Here is a 17537-nt window from a genome sequence, read left to right as displayed (position 1 = left end):
CATAAGCCCTCGGCCAGGCGAGGCGAAGCCCGCCTGCGCGGGCCAGAGCGGACTATTTCTTCAAAGACCATCAGCCCTCGGCTATCCAGGACGAAGCCCGCCTTCGCGGGCTATGGCAGATATTTATTCAAAGACCATATTCCAACATCCAGGCAAAGAACAGCGACCTGCTACGACGTATGCCCGGCTTACAGGGATAGGTTTTGCGGAAGGCGCCTGCATTCCTTCTCTCGTTTTGGGCTTCAGGACGCCCCAAACTCCCCCTTCTCTCCTCGTGGGGGAAGGGGGTTGGGGGAAGAGGGGCAAAAGTGCACGGGAATACAGAAAACTGCTTATCTCTCCCAAGAACTCCACCCTCAAGAGGCATGCCCGGTCGGTCAGATGGGCATCTCTCCCTACTCGACATTGTACCCCTTGTAATTGGGGTCGACCTCTCTCGCACATTGCGCCGCCTTTGCGCCGTCACGGTTCATACATTCGGCGAATGCCGTGGCGAGCCGCTGCGCAGTAGCGAGTTCCTGTTCGAGATTCGCCCCCTTCTCCAGCGTGTTGCTCAGCGCCTGGAAGAGCCAGTACGAGTCGTGAGAGAGACTGTAGATCGCATTCGCGCTGCTCGCGACCGTCGTGCGCACCGGCACAGCCAGCGCTGCGTCGAACGCATCGAGCATTCCTGCGCGCCCCAGCGGAAACTGTTTCAGGAACGCCTCCGACTGCGCAATCGAACGGCGGGCAGGCATATTGCCGATCAACATCGTATACCCGTACATCATTGTCGCATCCCCGGAGAGGAACTTGATCCACTCCCAGCACGCCTGCGCCTGTTGTGTGTTCGCCGAGATGAACAGACCGAGCGCAAACACCTCGTCGGGGGGCAATCCCGCCTTGCCCACCGGCAACGGCGCAATCCGGATGTCACTGTCCGGCGGTATCTCGCCGCCACGCCCCAGCCACATCCCAACCCGCCCCGACTGAATCAATTCATAGGAACGATCTTTGCCGCCGGGATCATCACGCCGGTAGCGAAACTTGAACGGCGGCGTCACCTTGTGGACGGCGCTCAGGTCGAGGTACCAGCGAATGGCGGCGACCGTTCGCGGGTCGGTGTAGTTGGGGCGCAGGTCTTTCCCGTCGCCGACCGTCAGGCTTGTGCCGAACTGACCGACGAAAAAAAGCAGATCGGCCTGCGGTCCGCCCAGGGGAATGTAGCCCCACTGCCGCTGCTCGCCATCGCCTTTCGTCAACGCCTGCGCCGCCGCCAGAAAATCGTCCGGCGTCCAGTCGGCGCGCGGCGGTTGCAGCCCGGCGGCTTCGAACGCGGCGTAGTTGTACGAGAGCACGCGCATGCCGATTATGTAGGGCAGCCCGTACAGGCGTCCGTCGTTGCTGTAGTACGCCAGCATCGCCGGCGGGAAATCATCGCGCGGGAAGGCGGGGTCGGCGTCGAGCAGCGGGCGCAGGTCGAGCAGCGCCGGGTAATCGCTGGTCTGGAGCGGTCTGCTCCAGGAGAAGCAATCGCTGGTCTGCGCCAGCGTCGCGGCGCTCACCTGCGGCGTGTCCGGGGTCCACTCGAACGGTTGCACCTGCACGAAGATGTCGGGGCGCTGTTCGCGAAAGGCGCGCGCAATCTGACGGAACGCAGACGAATCGTAGCCGTACATACTGAAGGTGATGGTTGTTGCGCCGACCGGCGCTTCCTGTGGCTTCGGCGTCGCCACCACCACCGGGTTGAGGTTGGGCTTGGGCGTCGGCGTGAGTTCCTGTCGGGCGATGGATTCCTGCATCTGACGCTGCGCTTCCGCCAGCGCCTGACGTACATTCGCCTTCGGGTCGCTGAGCGCGGTCTGCATCGCCTCGATCAACGCGCCTATAACGTTGGCCCTGAACAGCGCCTCCGGCACCGGCTTGCTGTTCGCCAGCGTCCAGCGGTACGCCTCGGCAGTCTGCGGGTCGAGATTGCGCCAGAAGTCGGTCTGCTGCGCCAACGATTGCCGCGCCGGAATAAGACCGATGATCGCTTCATATTCCGGGTGCCAGGTCGGCTGGCGCGACAGCCACCCGATCCAGCGCCAGGCGGCTTCCGGGTGGGCCGTGCCGCCGCTGATGATGAACGTGTCGCCAGAGCCGATAAAGGGCAGACTCAGTTCCGACGCCGGGAACGGGACGCGCCCCACCGGAAAGTCCGGCGTCCATCGCGTGCTGTCGTCGTTGCTGATGTAGGGCATATCGCTCCAGATCGCCACGCGCCCTTCACGCACCAACTGCGCGGGGTCGTTGGCGGGACCGCTGCGTGGGTATGGTTCGACCAGGACGCCGCGGCGGTACAGATCGCGCAGGCGTTCAAGGACGGCGACATACTCCGGCGCGGTCAGATCGGTTTCCATTGGCGCTGCGTTCAGCACATCGACGCCCTGTGCGCTGAGCAATCCCAGTAGCGGCAATATACCCCTGCTCGGCTCCACCAGGCCGTAGGTCAGATTGGTGGAGCCGCTGCGCCCGGTCAGTCGCTCGGCGGCTGCCAGCACCTCTTCCCACGTCCATCCGGGGCGCGGCTCCGGGAGATTGGCGTTCTGGAACAGGGTGCGGTTGTAGACCATTAGCGACACCCACTGGAGGCGCGGCAGCGCCCAGATGCCGCCCTTCGCGGCATAGCGCTCGATGGTTCCGGGAAAGAAATCGTCGCGCTGAAAGGTCGCATCAGCGTCCATCAGCGGCTTCAGGTCGAGGAGCAAAGGCGTGCCGAATGCATCTGGAGTTACCGCAAATTCTTCGGTATCGTAACTAAAAGGGACAAGGGCAGTATCGGCAGCCGACACAACCTGGCGCAACTGGTCGAGCGAACTGGCAGGTTCGTTTATTGTGATATCGTCAAGCGATACGAGCACCACGTTGATGTCAGGATGTTCGGACATAAACCGCTCTGCCAGCGGTTGATAGACGCTGCGTTCATACTCCCATACCGCAAATGAGATCGTGACCTTCTCGTTCTGACCGGCTGACGGCGTTCCGCGCGGCGACGCCGGTGTCGCCACGCCCGATGGCTGCGGCGCGCCGCATGATGCCAGCAGCACTGCCGCAAGAACCAGGAACCATATACGTTGCATATTGGTGCCTTTCACGTGTTGGATACCACTTCACCGGGTGGAATGAGTGTGAGCGATAGAGTTGCATTCCCTTCCTGAAGCCCCAAAGCGAGAAGGTGTACGACAGTGACGCCGACGCCGCTTGCGACGGCATTCGTGATATATAGTATCGCCTTCTGTGTCAATCCGCAATGACAAAACACCTCGTTTGCCTCGTGCGCGACTCGCCTCTATAATCTGTACGACACCCTGTAACAGGAAAGGGATGGCTCCGTGACCGAACAGTATCCTGCACGTCCCTATCTCCGTGCGCCTTCTCTTGATCCCACGGGAAATCGTGTCGCATTTGTGTACGCTGGCGATATCTGGCTTGTGGCTGCCGATGGAGGTCGCGCCGAGCGATTGACTGCCCATCCTGCCGGTCATATGCTCCCGCGCTGGTCGCCCGATGGCGCGGCAATCGCCTGCACCTCGACGCGAACCGGTCAGGGGGATGTGTATGTCGTGCCGCTCGACGGCGGTGAGGTGCGTCGGGTGACGTATCACGACACGCAGAGCGCCGTTGAGTGCTGGTCGCCCGATGGCAACGCCATCTATTTCACCTCGCAACGCGAGCGCCAGGGAACAGCGATCTATCGGGTTGCCATTTCGGGCGACACACCGATCCGCTGGATCGCGCAACCGTATGAGCGCCTCGGCACCGTGTCCGTTTCGCCGTGCGGTCGCTGGATAGCGTTCAGCCTGCTGCGCGATCCGTGGTGGCGACGCGGACCAAACCCCTATGGCGGTGCAGAACTCTGGCTGGCATCGAACGCGCCGGACGCCGACGATTTTCAGAGATTGAGCGATGCACCCGGATTGAATTACTGTCCGATGTGGACGCCTGATAGTGGGTTGATCTACTTCGTTTCTGATCGCGATGGGTGTGAGAATCTGTGGGTTGTCCCGCGTGATGGGGGTGTCGCCGAACGTGTGACCTCGTTTACGGACGGTCGTTTGCTCTGGCCCTCGATCAGCGCTGATGGCAAAAAGATTGCGTTTGAGCGCGATTTTGGCATCTGGATCTTCGATCTTACCTCCGGCGATATGGCGCCGATCCCGATTACTGTGCGGCAGGATGCGAAATTGACGCCGGTGCGGGTACAGACATATACGCGCGATGTGCAGGAACTGGCGCTCTCACCCGATGGCAAGAAAATTGCGTTCATCGTGCGCGGCAAGATTTTTGCCGATTTCGCCGACAAAGAGAATGAGCGTGATCCACGCCAGGGACTGGCGTACCGCGTCTCTCAGACGGCGTTCCGCGATAGTGATGTTTCCTGGTCGCCCGATAGCCGCAGCCTGGTGTATGTCTCTGACCGTCATGGCGACGAGGAGGTGTACCGCTACGACTTTCCCGGTCGTAGTGAAACACGCCTGACGTACGGACCAAAGCGCAAGAGCGCGCCCTGCTTCTCGCCGGATGGGCGCTGGATCGCCTATGCCAGCGGAGATGACGAGATTCGATTGATCGATGTTGTCAGTGGCGCCGACCGCGGGTTCATCCGGGCGCACTTTGTGTTCGGCGCGTCGTTCTCGTGGTCGCCCGATAGTCGATGGCTGGCATTCTGTGCCCAGGACGAGCGCTTTTTCAGCAATCTCTATGTACAGCGCATCGATGAGGAACAGCCGCACCAGATTTCGTTCCTCAGCAACATTCAGGCAGCAGGGCCGCTCTGGTCGCCGGATGGTCGCTTTATTGTCTTCACGACCGGACAGTACCGTGCCGAGTCGCAGATTGCGCGCGTTGATCTGCAACCACAACCGCCCATCTTTCGCGAGGCTGAATTCGAGCGGTTGTTCGAGTCCGCTCAGAGCAGCACGCGCAAGAGCGAAAGTGCGTCGCGTCATGTTGCGCATGTTCCCGACCATAAACGCCATACCGATGCGGATCGCGAACCACTGCCGGTTCTTCCCATCGTTGAACCCGATGGGCCACCCGAAGATGGAACAGTGCACGAGAGGGAAGGTTCAAAATCGGTCAAAGCCTCCCAGACAGTCAAAGAGATCAGGATCATCCTGAGCGGCATCGAACGTCGGTTACGCCTGTTGACACCACCGCAAATGGATGCAACTGCACTGTGCATCAGCCCGGATGGGCGCGATCTGATCTGTAGCGCAACGGTTGCCGGGCGACAGAATCTCTGGACCTTGCCGCTTGACGAAGCGCGCGCCGATCAGGGTCCACGGCAACTGACCAACACGTCCGGGCTGAAATCGCATGCCTGGTTCGCTCCCGATGGCAAGAGCATCTGCTTCCTCGACGGCGGAACCATCGCGGTGCGAAAATTCCCGAAAGGAGAGCAGACGACCCTCTCGATCACAGCGGAAGTGGTGATCGATTTTGCACAGGAAAAACGCCAGATTTTCGAGGAGTGCTGGCGCCTGTTGCGCGACTATTTCTACGATGAACATTTCCGTGGCGTCGATTGGCATGCAATTCACGATCAGTACGCGCCGCTGATCCTGGGGGCGCAAACCACTGCTGAACTGTATCTCCTTATCAATTTGATGATTGGTGAACTGCGTTCCTCGCACGCTGGCGTGGTGGGGAGCGGCGCCAGCGGACAGGATGGCTACCTTGGCATCACGCTCGATCCGGTTGAATATCTGCGGAGCGGACGCCTGCGCATTGCCAGGGTCATCCCGGATAGCCCGGCAGCAGCAGCGCCCAATGGAGCACTTCAACCCGGCGACGTCATCCTGGCGGTCAATGGTGTTGCGCTGACGGGCGATACATCGCTCGATGCGCTGCTCCAACGAACTGCAGGTCGGCGCGTCGTCCTGCGCGTCGTCGATCCGTCGGGATCGCAGCGTGATGTCGAGGTGCGTCCGGTTTCAGCGGATCAGTACGACTGGCTCTGCTACCGGGCGTGGGTGTTCGATAATGAACAGATCGTTCACCGGGCAAGTGATGGACGTCTGGGGTATGTGCACATTCGCAAGATGAATTACGACGCGTACCAGCAGTTTCTCGCCGATCTCGATGTTGAAGCGCACCACAAGGAAGGAGTCGTCATCGATGTGCGCTTCAACTCAGGCGGTCACACGGCGACGTTTATTCTCGATGTGCTGATGCGTCGCAGTTTGCTGATGAGCACATTCCGCAATCGCTCCACTGCCGACTCGTCGCACATTTTCGGTAATCGCGTGCTGAACAAGCCCACCGTCCTGGTAACGAATGAACTGTCAAGTTCAAACACCGAAACCTTCAGTGAGTCGTATCGCCGCCAGGGGCTGGGAAAGGTTGTCGGACGTCCGACGGCTGGCGCGGTGATCGGCACATTCACGCGGCGACTTATTGATGGGTCGTCGATCAAACTGCCGCAACTCCGGGTCACGACCCCGGAAGGCGAAGACCTGGAAGGTCATGGACGACCGGTCGATGTTGATGTACCGCTGCGTCTTGGGGAATGGCGCTATGGACGTGATGTGCAACTTGAAGCGGCGGTGCGCGTTCTGCTGGACGACCTCGATAGATAATATTATGTCACGTAAAATCCGGTGTGAACATTGTCATCTGTGCCAGGATGGCGCAATCTGTCAGACGCGCAAGGAGCACACTGATGAGCATGATCGCCGAACCTTTTGGCGTCGTTGATGGTCGGACGGTCGAACGTTTCACGCTGCGCGGCGCGCAGGGCATCGAAGCGCAGATTATCACCTACGGCGGCACGCTGGTGTCGCTGCGCGCACCGGATCGGCACGGGCGCTCTGGCGATGTTGTCCTCGGTTTCGATACCCTGCCCCCGTATCTGCATAATCCGGCATACATCGGCAGCATTGTCGGGCGTTTTGCCAACCGGATCGCCAATGGAATCTTCACACTCGATGGAACCACGTACCACCTGGCGCGCAACCACGGCGCACATCATCTTCATGGCGGCGCGGTCGGCTTCGATCAGGTAATCTGGAAGGCGCGTCCTCTTGCCGATGGCGACGAACCGGCGCTGGAACTGATGTATGTCAGTCGTGACGGTGAAGAAGGATATCCGGGGAACCTGACAGTTGTCGTCACCTATGCATTGACAGGTGATAGTGCGTTACGCATCGATTACTGTGCGACAACCGATCGTGCAACGATTGTCAACCTGACGAACCATGCATACTTCAATCTGACGGGTGCGGGTGATATTCTCCATCACGAGTTGCAACTGTTTGCCAGTTTCTTCCTTCCGGTCAACGCGACGCTCATTCCAACTGGCGAAATCCGCGCTGTGCACGGTACTGTCATGGACTTCACCACGCCGATGGCAATCGGCGCCCGCCTTGATACCGACGACGAACAGATCCGCAATGGGCTTGGAGGGTATGATCACACCTGGGTGGTCGATGGAGTCGCTGGCGAACTACGCCCTGCAGCGCGTCTGGTCGATCCGGTCAGCGGTCGCGTGCTTGATGTCCTGACCACGCAACCCGGCATCCATCTGTACACCGGCAACTCGCTCGATGGAACCATGACCGGACGCAACGGGCATGTATTCACGAAGTACGCCGCGCTCTGCCTGGAAACCCAGCATTTTCCCGATTCGCCGAATCATCCGCATTTTCCATCGACCGTCCTGCGACCGGGCGATGTCTACCGCCATACGACGGTCTTCCGCCTGGCGACGCTGGACGGAGCAGATCGTTGAGGTGTGACGCAATGGTGGTTTTCTGACATATCTGTCAGTCATGGAAGGTAAAACTGTGGTACTATAAGAGCGTACCGATATGCGATAGTATTGGTCGCGCTGCGAGCAACGCCCCGTTCCGGCGATGTGGCGCTATTTCCGGGAGCGCTTCTGCAACCGACCAGAAAGTAACGGCCATGGATGAACTCACTCCCGATGAGCAGGAAATCCTCGACGGACTCTTCGTGAAATCGCAGTTGCCCGGCTATGACCCGATGCTCGACACGACGGAAGAAGAACGGCGTATCGCAGCAAAATACATCGTTATCTGTCTGCAACAACTCGCTGCTCTGGGGATCCGTTCGCAGATCGTGATCGCTGGCGATACTGATTAACGGATGATCAACTTTCTCCACCGTCTCCTCAATCGCGCGCTGACGTCTCAACCTGCCGCTCCTCACCCTCTTTCTTCGACGCGCGCATCAGCATCACCAGTCGAGCCGGTCGCCCCGCGCGTCCTCATGATCGTTCACAATCCCCCGGTTCCGTCCGAAGGCAGGCGCCGCCTGACCGAGATCTTCGGGTGGAACGACCCAGAGCGTCTGGCGCGGCAGTATATCGCCGACCTGGAACAGGCGAGCGGCGGGTATGTGCGGTATCGGATCGTCGAGCGTATCGATGCCGACTGGTTTCCGCCCAAGATCGACGGCTTTCGCTACACTGGCGAAAGTTATGTCGCTGCATGGCGGTCGCGCCGGATGCATGAACCTGACCGGATCGACTATGTGGCGCAGGTTAAGGCATTCGATCTGATCGGGCGCTATGAACGCGGCGAGTTCGATGAGGTATGGTTCTTCTCCTTCCCGTATGCTGGCGACTACGAATCGACCATGGTCGGGCGCAATGCGTTCTGGTGCAATTCGCCGCCGGTGCCGGAAACCGGGCATTGTTCCGGCAGGTTTGTGATCATGGCGTTCAACTATGAGCGCGACGTCGATTGTATGCTGGAGAACTTCGGGCATCGGGTCGAATCGATTATGAGCCGCGTTTTTGCGTCGCATCCGCTGGAACAGAACCTGTGGGCGCTGTTTACGCGCTACGATAAGACCCATCCCGGTCAGGCGCATTGCGGGAATGTGCATTTCGCGCCCAACTCCGAACGTGACTACGATTGGGGCAATCCGCGACCGGTCATCAGTTACTGCGACGACTGGATGACCTTTCCTGAATTGCCGGGTCGCGCGCGATGGGTCGATTGCCGCGAATGGGGCGGCGGCGATATGCGCCTGCATCATCTGTGGTGGCTCAGTCATCTGCCGCGTGTCAGTGGAGAGACGTTTGGGGTCAGCAACAACTGGTGGTCGTATGTAATCGATCCGAATCTGGTATCATAACGTAGTGCTGAGAAGATAGTTTCGTTTTTGAAGTTCTCTGTGCTCTCGGCGTTGTGTCGGCGCTTTTTGGCAGTGAAGTCAAAAGCCATAAAACTGTTTTGCTGTTTGGATATGATGATACTGAGATAGGGTGAATCATCGAACAAGGAGAAAGATATGGGTTGGTCGTTTCGAATTGCGCAGGTTGCTGGCATCGATATTAAGATACATTTGACCTTCTTTTTGATCGTCATCCTCGGCGCGATTGCTGGCGGTGTGTCGTATGGCGCGGTTGGGGCGGCGTTTGGGGCGCTGTTGATCCTGTTGCTCTTCCTCTGCGTGACGCTGCACGAACTGGGGCACGGTATCGCTGCGCGCGCATTTGGTATTCCGGTGCGTGAAATCATTCTGCTGCCGCTCGGCGGTCTGGCGTTGCTGGGGCGCAATCCGTCGAAGGCCTGGCATGAACTCGTCATCGCCGCAGCCGGTCCGCTGGTGAATGTCATCATCGCCGCCGTACTGCTGCTGGTGACCGGGACAGCGCTGGCGTTCGGCATTTTTGACATCGATACGCTGGAAATCGGGCGCGGTGCGTTTCCGGCGCCATCGATCCAGGGATTGACATTCTGGTTGCTGCAAGCCAATGTGATGCTGGTGCTTTTTAATCTGATCCCTGCCTTCCCGCTCGATGGCGGTCGCATTCTGCGCGCTGTGCTGGCGATGATCATCGGCTTCCGTCGCGCCACGCGGATTGCGACGTTCCTCGGTCAGAGCATTGCCATTGTGCTCGGTATTCTGGGCATCATCAGCGGCAATTTTCTGCTTGCGCTTGTCGCGGTATTCATCTTTCTCGGCGCTGGTCAGGAGAATGCTGAAGGACAGGCGCGCACCATGCTCGACACGATGCGCGTCGGCGATGCATACAACCGTCACGCCCTTACGCTCGAAATCGGCGACCGGGTGAGCAAAGTGGTCGATTACATTCTGACCAGCTATCAGCCTGATTTTGCGGTGATGCAGGGAAGCCGACTGGTCGGCATCGTAACTCGCGACGATGTACTGCGGGCGCTGGCAAGCGACACGCGCGACCTGTACGTCACCGGCATCATGCAACGCGACTTTGTGCGTGTGCCTGCGAGCGCGACCCTCGATGAGGTGCGTCAGGTGATGAGCGCAGGGGGAACACGCGTCGTTGCCGTGTATGAGGGTGAGATCTATCTGGGGTTGGTCAGCATCGAGGACATCTCCGAAGCTTATGCAGTGCTGTCATTCCTGGAACGTCAGCAGGAAGCGCGTCGTGCGCAAATGGCGCGGGATGTCAGCGGCGGCGGGTAGCAGTTGCACGTTTACCGCCGACCGCGCCGCCGCTGCACAACTTCCAGCGCTGTTTGCAGGTTGCTGCAGGTTGTCAACTGACCCAGTTTGATCCCCAACTGCACAATGGTCTGCGCAACCTCCGGCGACATGCCCGCCAGGGTCACGTGTGCACCGAGCAGGCTGGCGGCCTGCGCGGTCTGCACCAGGTGGTTGGCGACACTCGTATCAACCACTGCGATGCCGGTAATGTCGATGATGACATCATCGGCGCGCTGATCGCCGATGGCTTCGAGAATAGTCTGGGTCATCTGCGCCGCGCGCGTACTGTCGATAGCGCCGATCAACGGCACGATGAGGGTACGCGCGTCGATTGGGATGATCGGCGTTGACAACTCCTGAATAGTCGAGCGCTGCGCAGCGATGATCTCCTCCTGCAATCGCTGCCGTTCGGCATTGCTCTCGATGAGATCGCGCATGATGCCGGGCAGCAGATCGAGCGCACGAAGCGCTGATTCGGTCACCGTATCGCGGGTGATCAATTCGCCGGGTGTCAGGATCTGTCGTTCAACCGGCTCGCTGCGCAGCGCCTGAAGTGCAGTGTCAACCGCCTGCTGCCCGATACACAGCGGATCCTGGTTGACGGTTGCCAGCATGGCGCCGCTATTGATTGCCCGAAGCGCCTCTGGTAATCCGTCAAATCCGACAACCGCAATGCTGCCCGTGAGGTTGAGCGCTTCGACGGCATCAACGACGCCGAGCGCCATCGGATCGTTGGCGGCAAAGATGGCATCGATCGGTTGCCCTGTTCGCAGCCACTCCTCCGCCAGACGCCTGCCACTGTCGCGCGTCCAATCGCCGGTGGACTGCGCCACAATCTGCACACCGGGCCATTGCCGCAGCACCTCTGCCATGATCTCAGCGCGACGATTACGGGGACCAGCGATCAGGGCGATGCGCATGCGATCACCCAGATGCGCCACGAGCAACTCGGCAACCCGCATCAGACCCTGACGTTCGTTGGAGCGGACGGTTGCGCTGACATATCCTTCAAGAATACCGCCATCGACCTCGATCACCGGCACACGCGCCAGGCGCGCCAGTTCGAGATGCTGGGCAAATGCGCGTGTTTCGTGCGCCGGTCCCAGGATCAGCGCATGCACCCGACGCCGCAGCAGATCTGCGACCATCTCAACCTGCGCCTCGACGGCGCCAGCCGCCTGGTCAATGACGGCAATCCCGTGGTCTGCCGCCCGCGACCGTATTCCATGGCGCAGAATAGACCAGAAGGTAAATCGCGGATCGTTCAGGACACATCCAAGAGTGATAGTCGATCTGGTTCCAGATGTCACGATGGGGTCTCCTGCAAGATGCAAACGACAGGCGAGACGGTGAACAGGAGAGAACCGGCAGCACACTCAGATCAGGGGGGCGTCGAGAGCAGCAGCGCCGATGCCCAACCTTCTGTTCCAGAGGGCACACCATCACCCGCACGGTCGGTCGCGGGTTGATCGACACGGATCCGAAACCACGTTTGTCCATCAACAACCCGTCGCTCCAGAAACGTAATTTTGTCACCTGGATAGATCAGACCGACGACCGTTTCAGGCGCCACGCGAGGTTCACGACGCAGGTTGCCGCCCCGAACGACTTCACCGCTCCCGATTCCTGCTTCAAGCGTAGCGCCTGGAGCGACTGCCGCCTGCGCCGTCGCCGTGCGTAACGCAATCCGTGTTGCCGTTCCCTGAGCTTCGACCGTTTGTGTCGCAGCGGCAATACTGGTTCGCTGCGGAACAACCGTTTCGACAAATGCAGTTGCTGTCGCCGCGAGGCGTTCTGCCTGCTGCTGCCGCTCATTAACGAGCCAGGCGCCGCCGATGATCAATGCCCCAAGAATGAACGCAGATACCACCAGGTTCACCAGTGCGCGTAGCGGACCGCCACGCTTTGGCGCATTCGGAGCAAAGAGACGATCCCAATCATCAGGACGAATGACACGCGGCACACGCACCTCTGAATCATTGCGCGTCGGAAACCCGGTTCGAACGCGCCGGACGATGATCGCTGGCGACCGATCTCGCTACCATATCGGCGGGTGACGCCATATTTGACAAGTATATCACGACCTGCACACGACGATGAACGGGCAGCATCCTCATATCCTCTTCGTACCACGCACCGATGCGAACGATTACAAACCGCTGCGAAAAAAGCGTGGATCGATCAATCGATAGCCAACCCCGCGCACATTCACAATATATGCCGGATCGATCTTATGGCGTAGATTGTGGATGTGGGTTTTGAGCAATTGATGGGCATCTTCATCGGTCGCAACGTGCGCATGGATGTAGGCGCGTTGCACAATCTCGCGGAACGACAGCGTTCGACCACGCGCTTCCGCCAGGCAGTGCAACAGCTCATATTCGGTCGGGGTCACCTGAATGACCCGGTTGCGAAATATCACCCGCCGGTTGAAGCGATCAATCAGCAGATCGCCAACCCGCAGATAGCGCACCTGCTCAACAATGCTCTGTTCATCCAGATCGTGGACGGCGTGGCGCGCCTGCTCACGCAGTGTAGCGAGTTGCAGCGCATGATCGTACCGACGGTGCAATGCGCCCCCGATAGCATTGAGCAGGTCTTCCGGTTTGCACGGCTTGAGCAGATAATCATAGACCCCGGCGCGGAACGCTTCTATTGCTGTTCCCAGCGTACCGTAGCCGGTCAACACCACCACTTCGGGCGGATTGGAGAGGCGCCGCGCCGTGCGAAGCACGGCGAGACCGTCAACTTCCGCCATGCGCAGATCGGTGAGAACGACATCATACCCGCCGTGATCCTCCATCTCGAGATGCCGACAGGCGGTTTCGCCGTCGGTCACAGCGGTGACATGATAGCCGGCGCCTTCCAGAATGCGCCGCAGTGACGTCAGTGCAGCGGGATCATCTTCAACCAGGAGAACCCGACCCTGCCAGCGAGCCATGATGCTATCCCTTGAGAACTTCTTTTTCGTTCCGGCATCTTGAAGCGCGCGGACGCACCCCTGGAGGCGGAGCGTCCGCCGATTCACGCATCCTCTGCAACCGGCAGCGAGACAATAAATGTGGCGCCATTGCCAGGAGTGCTCTGTACACGCAACGATCCACCGTGCTGTTCAACGAGTTGACGACTGACTGCCAGCCCAAGACCCGACCCGTGTGGCTTTGTCGTAAAGAACGGATCAAAAATTCGTTCCTGCAGATCGAATGCGATTCCAGGACCGTTATCTGCGACGATAATCTGCACGCACCAGCGTGCAGATTGATCGATGGTTTCAAGCGCCCGACGTGTTGTAATGCGCAGGGCGCCACCGCACGGCATCGCGTCGATCGCATTCAGCAGCAGGTTGAGCAACACCTGCATCAGCGCATCGCGCTGCCCTAAAAACCGCGGCAGATCCGGCGCCAGTTCCTGTTCGACGCGAATGCTGCACCCACGCAGGGCGCTTCCCAACAACAAGACGACCCGTTCAATGATCGCATTGCTATCGATCAGCTCGATCGAACGATCACCGGGACGATGGAGATCGAGCAGGCGATGCAACAACGTTGAGACACGCGTTATCTCGCTGCTCGCCAGATCGAGAAACGCTGTCGATTGCTCGATGGACGATGAACGCAGCAGGTACAGATAATTCTGGATGGACTGCAACGGCGTGTTGATCTCATGCGCGACTGCCGCCGCAAGGCGACCGCTCGCCGCCAGGCGTTCGTTCTGCCGCATGATCGCTTCGAGTTGCAGCCGCTCAGTCACATCAACCAGGCGCAGCACCACGCGCTGCGCGCCGCTCGCGTCGCGCAATGGAATACCGTAGACATCCAGGGTTATCACCTCACCCGATGGATGGGCATGAGAGACGCGCTCGAACGACTTCACGCCTCCACTCAGGGTGCGAGCGACGATCGGCGCAACCACCGGGCAAACATCATCGCACGATGCGCCAGGAAGATGTTCCGGCGGCATCTCGAGCAGGCGTGCAAACTGACGATTGACCACCTGAATAACGCGCTGACTATCGATCAATGCCAGCCCATCGTCCAGATTGTCAACAATCGTGTGTAACAGGTCATGACTCAACTGCAGGTCGGCGTTGGCTGCCTGAAGACGGACATTGGCGTCCGCCAGCGCCTGCTGATCACGTTTTCGCTCAGTTATGTCGCTGACGACGCCAACTGCGCCGATACGCCGATTCTGCTCATCGAAGATCGGAGAAATCGCGGCATATGCAGGGAAAACAGTACCATCACGGCGTCTCAGCATAAATTCGCCTTCCCACGGTTTGCCAGCGCCAATCGCCGCGCGCATTGCGCCAATAAGTTCAAGATCCGGCAGACCAGCCACCAGATAAAACCCGATTGCACCGATCATCTCGGCAGCGCTCCAACCGAACATGCGCTCAGCGGATGGACTCCAGTAGGTAATCACCCCCGACGTGTCGGTCGCAAGCACCGCCTGGCTGACAGTCGCCAGCAGTTTTGCCTGAAAACGAAGTTCTTGCTCATTGCGCCTGTATTCAGCAATCTCGCGCCGCAACCAACGGTTCGCGCGACGTACCCCGCTCAGGCGACGTTTGAAGCGGCGCGGAAGATCAGCGTTCCGACGTCGCCTGCGTATCACTCGTCGACCCGTATACGACTCAGATCGTTTTTGCCGGTTGATACCGGTCACAAGAATGACGATCGCGTCCTGATCCCGCTCGTGATGCCAGAGACGCGCATTGACAACCGCTGACGCCTGTACGCCATCACTCCGCTGCACCATCAATTCGCCATTCCACTGACCTCGCTGCCCAACCTCTTCCAATACATGCGTAATTTTCAAGCGCCATTCGTCACCATCCGCTACCGCCATCACCGACCGACCGACCATCTCGTCCCGACGTTTGCCAAAGACCGTTGCTGCACTCCCATTCCAGTACACGATGGAACCGGTCAGATCGGTCACGATCAGCGGTTGACCAATCGCCTCGAAAACATGTGCATAAACGCGCATGCGCTCATCAACCGGAAAGGTATGGGCATGAACAGTATCTGTGGAGGCGGAGACTTTTTGGACCTGTGACGGCATAGCGTCTCCATGATACTACAAAATAATTCGCCTTGCCGCCGCTCAACGCGACGACAGGGCGATCAGGGACAGCACAGGATCAACAATGCGTCGGGTTGCTCCATCGACCGGCGTCTCTGCGGTGCGTTTTTGCGGGGAAGTCAAATATTCCTCACCGCGGACCCATGCGCAATGCCCCATCCAGGCGGATCGTCGTGCCATTCAGCATCGGATTCTCGACGATGTGTTGCACCAGCGCGGCAAACTCGGCAGGTCTGCCCAAACGCGAAGGGAAAGGAACCTGTTGCGCCAGCGCCGTAATCGCCGCCTCCGGCAACCCTGCCAGCATCGGGGTGTCGAAGGTTCCGGGAGCGATGCTGACCACACGGATGCCGTACCGCGCCAGTTCACGCGCCAGCGGCAGCGTCATGCCAGCGACGCCCGCCTTCGAAGCGCTGTATGCCGCCTGCCCGATCTGTCCCTCGAATGCTGCAATCGATGCAGTGCACACCACAACGCCCCGTTCACCGTCGTCGTTGGGTGTGTTGCTGGCCATCACCGCTGCAGCCAGACGCACCGCGTTGAACGTACCGATCAGATTGACGGCAATGACGCGCGTGAAACGTTCAAGCGGCAGCGGTCCTTCTTTGCCCAGTGTGCGCTCCGCTGTGGCGATCCCGGCGCAGCAGACCAGGATCCGCAGGTCGCCGACCGCCGCCGCCGCTTCGACTGCTGACCGCATCTGTTCAGCATCAGCAACATCGGCGGCAACGAACTGCGCCTGCGCCCCAAGTTCCTCCGCCAGCGCCGCACCCGCTTCGTGGTTCACGTCCACAATCGTTACGCGCGCGCCAAGGGCAACGAGATGACGCGCCACACCTGCGCCCAACCCTGATGCGCCGCCGGTCACCAGCGCACTGCTTCCTGCGATGTGCATAGGACAGTTCCTTTATGTTTCCATACATGCGCAGAATCCCGTATCAGTATACCGCGTCGTCGTAAACGTCCATAAAAGCGTCAAGACAATCGTCCAATCCGCCTCCGCCGATCCTGCTATAATACTCACGTTCCCTATAATACTCATGTTCCCCGTGCGGAAACAAAAGCAGGGAAATCGCGCGAACCTCCAGTGTGCGCAGCGCCTCGTGGCGAAGGGGAAGAAAGCGTCAACCTCTGAGGAACATGGTGCGCAATAGTCAAAACCGCAGCAGGAGGAATTCCTATGACCTATGAGAACATCCTGGTGGCTGTTGAAGGTCCGCTGACGACGATCACGATCAACCGCGAGCGCGTGCGCAACGCGCTCAACCAGGCGACGATCGCCGAGATCGACGCTGCGCTTCGCGCATTTGACGATGATGCATCCCAGCGTGTCGCGATCATCACCGGCGCCGGTGATCGCGCCTTTGCCGCTGGCGCCGATATTACCGAGATCCAGGCCCTCACCGGCGCCGACGCAGCACGACGGTTCAGCGAAGCCGCGCACCACCTCGGTTTGCTTATGCGGCAGATGGGGAAACCGATCATTGCAGCAATCAATGGGTTTGCGCTTGGCGGTGGATTGGAACTCGCTATGAACTGTGACATCCGCATCGCCGCTGATAGCGCGAAATTTGGGCAACCAGAGATCAACCTGGGAATCATTCCTGGATGGGGTGGCACTCAACGCCTGCCGCGCCTGGTTGGAGCGGCAGCCGCGCGCCTGATCTGCATGACCGGCGATATGATCACCGCTGAGGACGCCTTGCGCCTGGGTCTGGTGGAACGGGTCGTGCCAGCGGCGATGTTGATGGAAGAGACACGCGCACTGGCGATGAAGATTGCGTCAAAGGCGCCGCTGGCGATTGCGGCTATCAAGCATGCGATCAATCGTGGTCTGGATATGCCGCTGTCGGAGGGGTGCATGTACGAAGCGGCGCTGTTTGGCGCCATTGCGGTAACTGACGATGCGAAAGAGGGAACGACGGCATTTCTCGAGAAACGCCAGGCGACGTGGCGTGGACGATAACGGGAAACAGTTGAGCAGTGAAGAG

General features: G+C 59.5%; 12 protein-coding genes. 6 read left to right on the top strand and 6 right to left on the bottom strand.

Annotation, left to right across the window (positions count from 1 at the left end; translation table 11 throughout):
- Nucleotides 1-395: 395 nt before the first annotated feature.
- Entirely contained in the window at nucleotides 396-3101 is a 2706-nt protein-coding gene (locus ROSERS_RS11945; protein WP_011957038.1) for an ABC transporter substrate-binding protein, read from the bottom strand.
- A gap of 252 nt (nucleotides 3102-3353) precedes the next feature.
- Between ROSERS_RS11945 and ROSERS_RS11940 the strand changes: the two genes are divergently transcribed.
- From ROSERS_RS11940 to ROSERS_RS11920, 5 genes are all read left to right on the top strand, one after another.
- Entirely contained in the window at nucleotides 3354-6602 is a 3249-nt protein-coding gene (locus ROSERS_RS11940; RefSeq protein WP_011957037.1) for a S41 family peptidase, read from the top strand.
- Nucleotides 6603-6685: 83 nt separating this feature from the next.
- Nucleotides 6686-7753, top strand: coding sequence for an aldose epimerase family protein (locus tag ROSERS_RS11935; protein ID WP_011957036.1), 1068 nt, complete (start codon nucleotides 6686-6688; stop codon nucleotides 7751-7753).
- A 176-nt stretch (nucleotides 7754-7929) separates the two neighbouring features.
- Nucleotides 7930-8127, top strand: coding sequence for a hypothetical protein (locus tag ROSERS_RS11930; RefSeq protein ID WP_011957035.1), 198 nt, complete (start codon nucleotides 7930-7932; stop codon nucleotides 8125-8127).
- Nucleotides 8128-8130: 3 nt separating this feature from the next.
- A complete protein-coding gene (locus ROSERS_RS24170; protein ID WP_011957034.1) occupies nucleotides 8131-9126 on the top strand; it encodes a hypothetical protein in 996 nt (331 codons plus the stop codon).
- A 156-nt stretch (nucleotides 9127-9282) separates the two neighbouring features.
- The gene (locus tag ROSERS_RS11920; protein ID WP_011957033.1) at nucleotides 9283-10440 is read left to right on the top strand and encodes a site-2 protease family protein; all 1158 of its coding nucleotides are present in this window, start codon (nucleotides 9283-9285) and stop codon (nucleotides 10438-10440) included.
- A gap of 11 nt (nucleotides 10441-10451) precedes the next feature.
- Here the strand turns inward: ROSERS_RS11920 and ROSERS_RS11915 are convergent, their stop codons facing one another.
- From ROSERS_RS11915 to ROSERS_RS11895, 5 genes are all read right to left on the bottom strand, one after another.
- Nucleotides 10452-11771, bottom strand: a complete 1320-nt coding sequence (locus tag ROSERS_RS11915) for a substrate-binding domain-containing protein (protein WP_011957032.1) — start codon at nucleotides 11769-11771, stop codon at nucleotides 10452-10454.
- 71 nt (nucleotides 11772-11842) lie between these two features.
- A complete protein-coding gene (locus ROSERS_RS11910; RefSeq protein ID WP_011957031.1) occupies nucleotides 11843-12430 on the bottom strand; it encodes an SH3 domain-containing protein in 588 nt (195 codons plus the stop codon).
- Nucleotides 12431-12610: 180 nt separating this feature from the next.
- Nucleotides 12611-13402 carry a response regulator transcription factor gene (locus tag ROSERS_RS11905; RefSeq protein WP_011957030.1) on the bottom strand — a complete coding sequence of 264 codons (792 nt, stop codon included), beginning with the start codon at nucleotides 13400-13402 and terminating at the stop codon, nucleotides 12611-12613.
- A gap of 83 nt (nucleotides 13403-13485) precedes the next feature.
- Nucleotides 13486-15525 (bottom strand): PAS domain S-box protein, encoded by a 2040-nt coding sequence (locus tag ROSERS_RS11900; protein WP_011957029.1) that lies wholly within the window; start codon nucleotides 15523-15525, stop codon nucleotides 13486-13488.
- 151 nt (nucleotides 15526-15676) lie between these two features.
- Nucleotides 15677-16441, bottom strand: coding sequence for an SDR family NAD(P)-dependent oxidoreductase (locus tag ROSERS_RS11895; RefSeq protein ID WP_011957028.1), 765 nt, complete (start codon nucleotides 16439-16441; stop codon nucleotides 15677-15679).
- 285 nt (nucleotides 16442-16726) lie between these two features.
- On the opposite strand from ROSERS_RS11895, the gene ROSERS_RS11890 reads away from it, so the two are divergent.
- A complete protein-coding gene (locus ROSERS_RS11890; protein WP_011957027.1) occupies nucleotides 16727-17512 on the top strand; it encodes an enoyl-CoA hydratase/isomerase family protein in 786 nt (261 codons plus the stop codon).
- The last annotated feature ends 25 nt before the right edge of the window (nucleotides 17513-17537 follow it).

This window comes from Roseiflexus sp. RS-1, from assembly GCF_000016665.1.
Lineage (GTDB): Bacteria > Chloroflexota > Chloroflexia > Chloroflexales > Roseiflexaceae > Roseiflexus.
This window is presented reverse-complemented; position numbering and strand designations above follow the sequence as displayed.

Coding starts and splice junctions, on each gene's coding strand:
- ROSERS_RS11890 (WP_011957027.1), top strand. CDS start 16,727: ATGACCTATGAGAACATCCTGGTGGCTGTTGAAGGTCCGCTGACGACG.
- ROSERS_RS11935 (WP_011957036.1), top strand. CDS start 6,686: ATGAGCATGATCGCCGAACCTTTTGGCGTCGTTGATGGTCGGACGGTC.
- ROSERS_RS11945 (WP_011957038.1), bottom strand. CDS start 3,101: ATGCAACGTATATGGTTCCTGGTTCTTGCGGCAGTGCTGCTGGCATCA.
- ROSERS_RS11930 (WP_011957035.1), top strand. CDS start 7,930: ATGGATGAACTCACTCCCGATGAGCAGGAAATCCTCGACGGACTCTTC.
- ROSERS_RS24170 (WP_011957034.1), top strand. CDS start 8,131: ATGATCAACTTTCTCCACCGTCTCCTCAATCGCGCGCTGACGTCTCAA.
- ROSERS_RS11920 (WP_011957033.1), top strand. CDS start 9,283: ATGGGTTGGTCGTTTCGAATTGCGCAGGTTGCTGGCATCGATATTAAG.
- ROSERS_RS11895 (WP_011957028.1), bottom strand. CDS start 16,441: ATGCACATCGCAGGAAGCAGTGCGCTGGTGACCGGCGGCGCATCAGGG.
- ROSERS_RS11900 (WP_011957029.1), bottom strand. CDS start 15,525: ATGCCGTCACAGGTCCAAAAAGTCTCCGCCTCCACAGATACTGTTCAT.
- ROSERS_RS11905 (WP_011957030.1), bottom strand. CDS start 13,402: ATGGCTCGCTGGCAGGGTCGGGTTCTCCTGGTTGAAGATGATCCCGCT.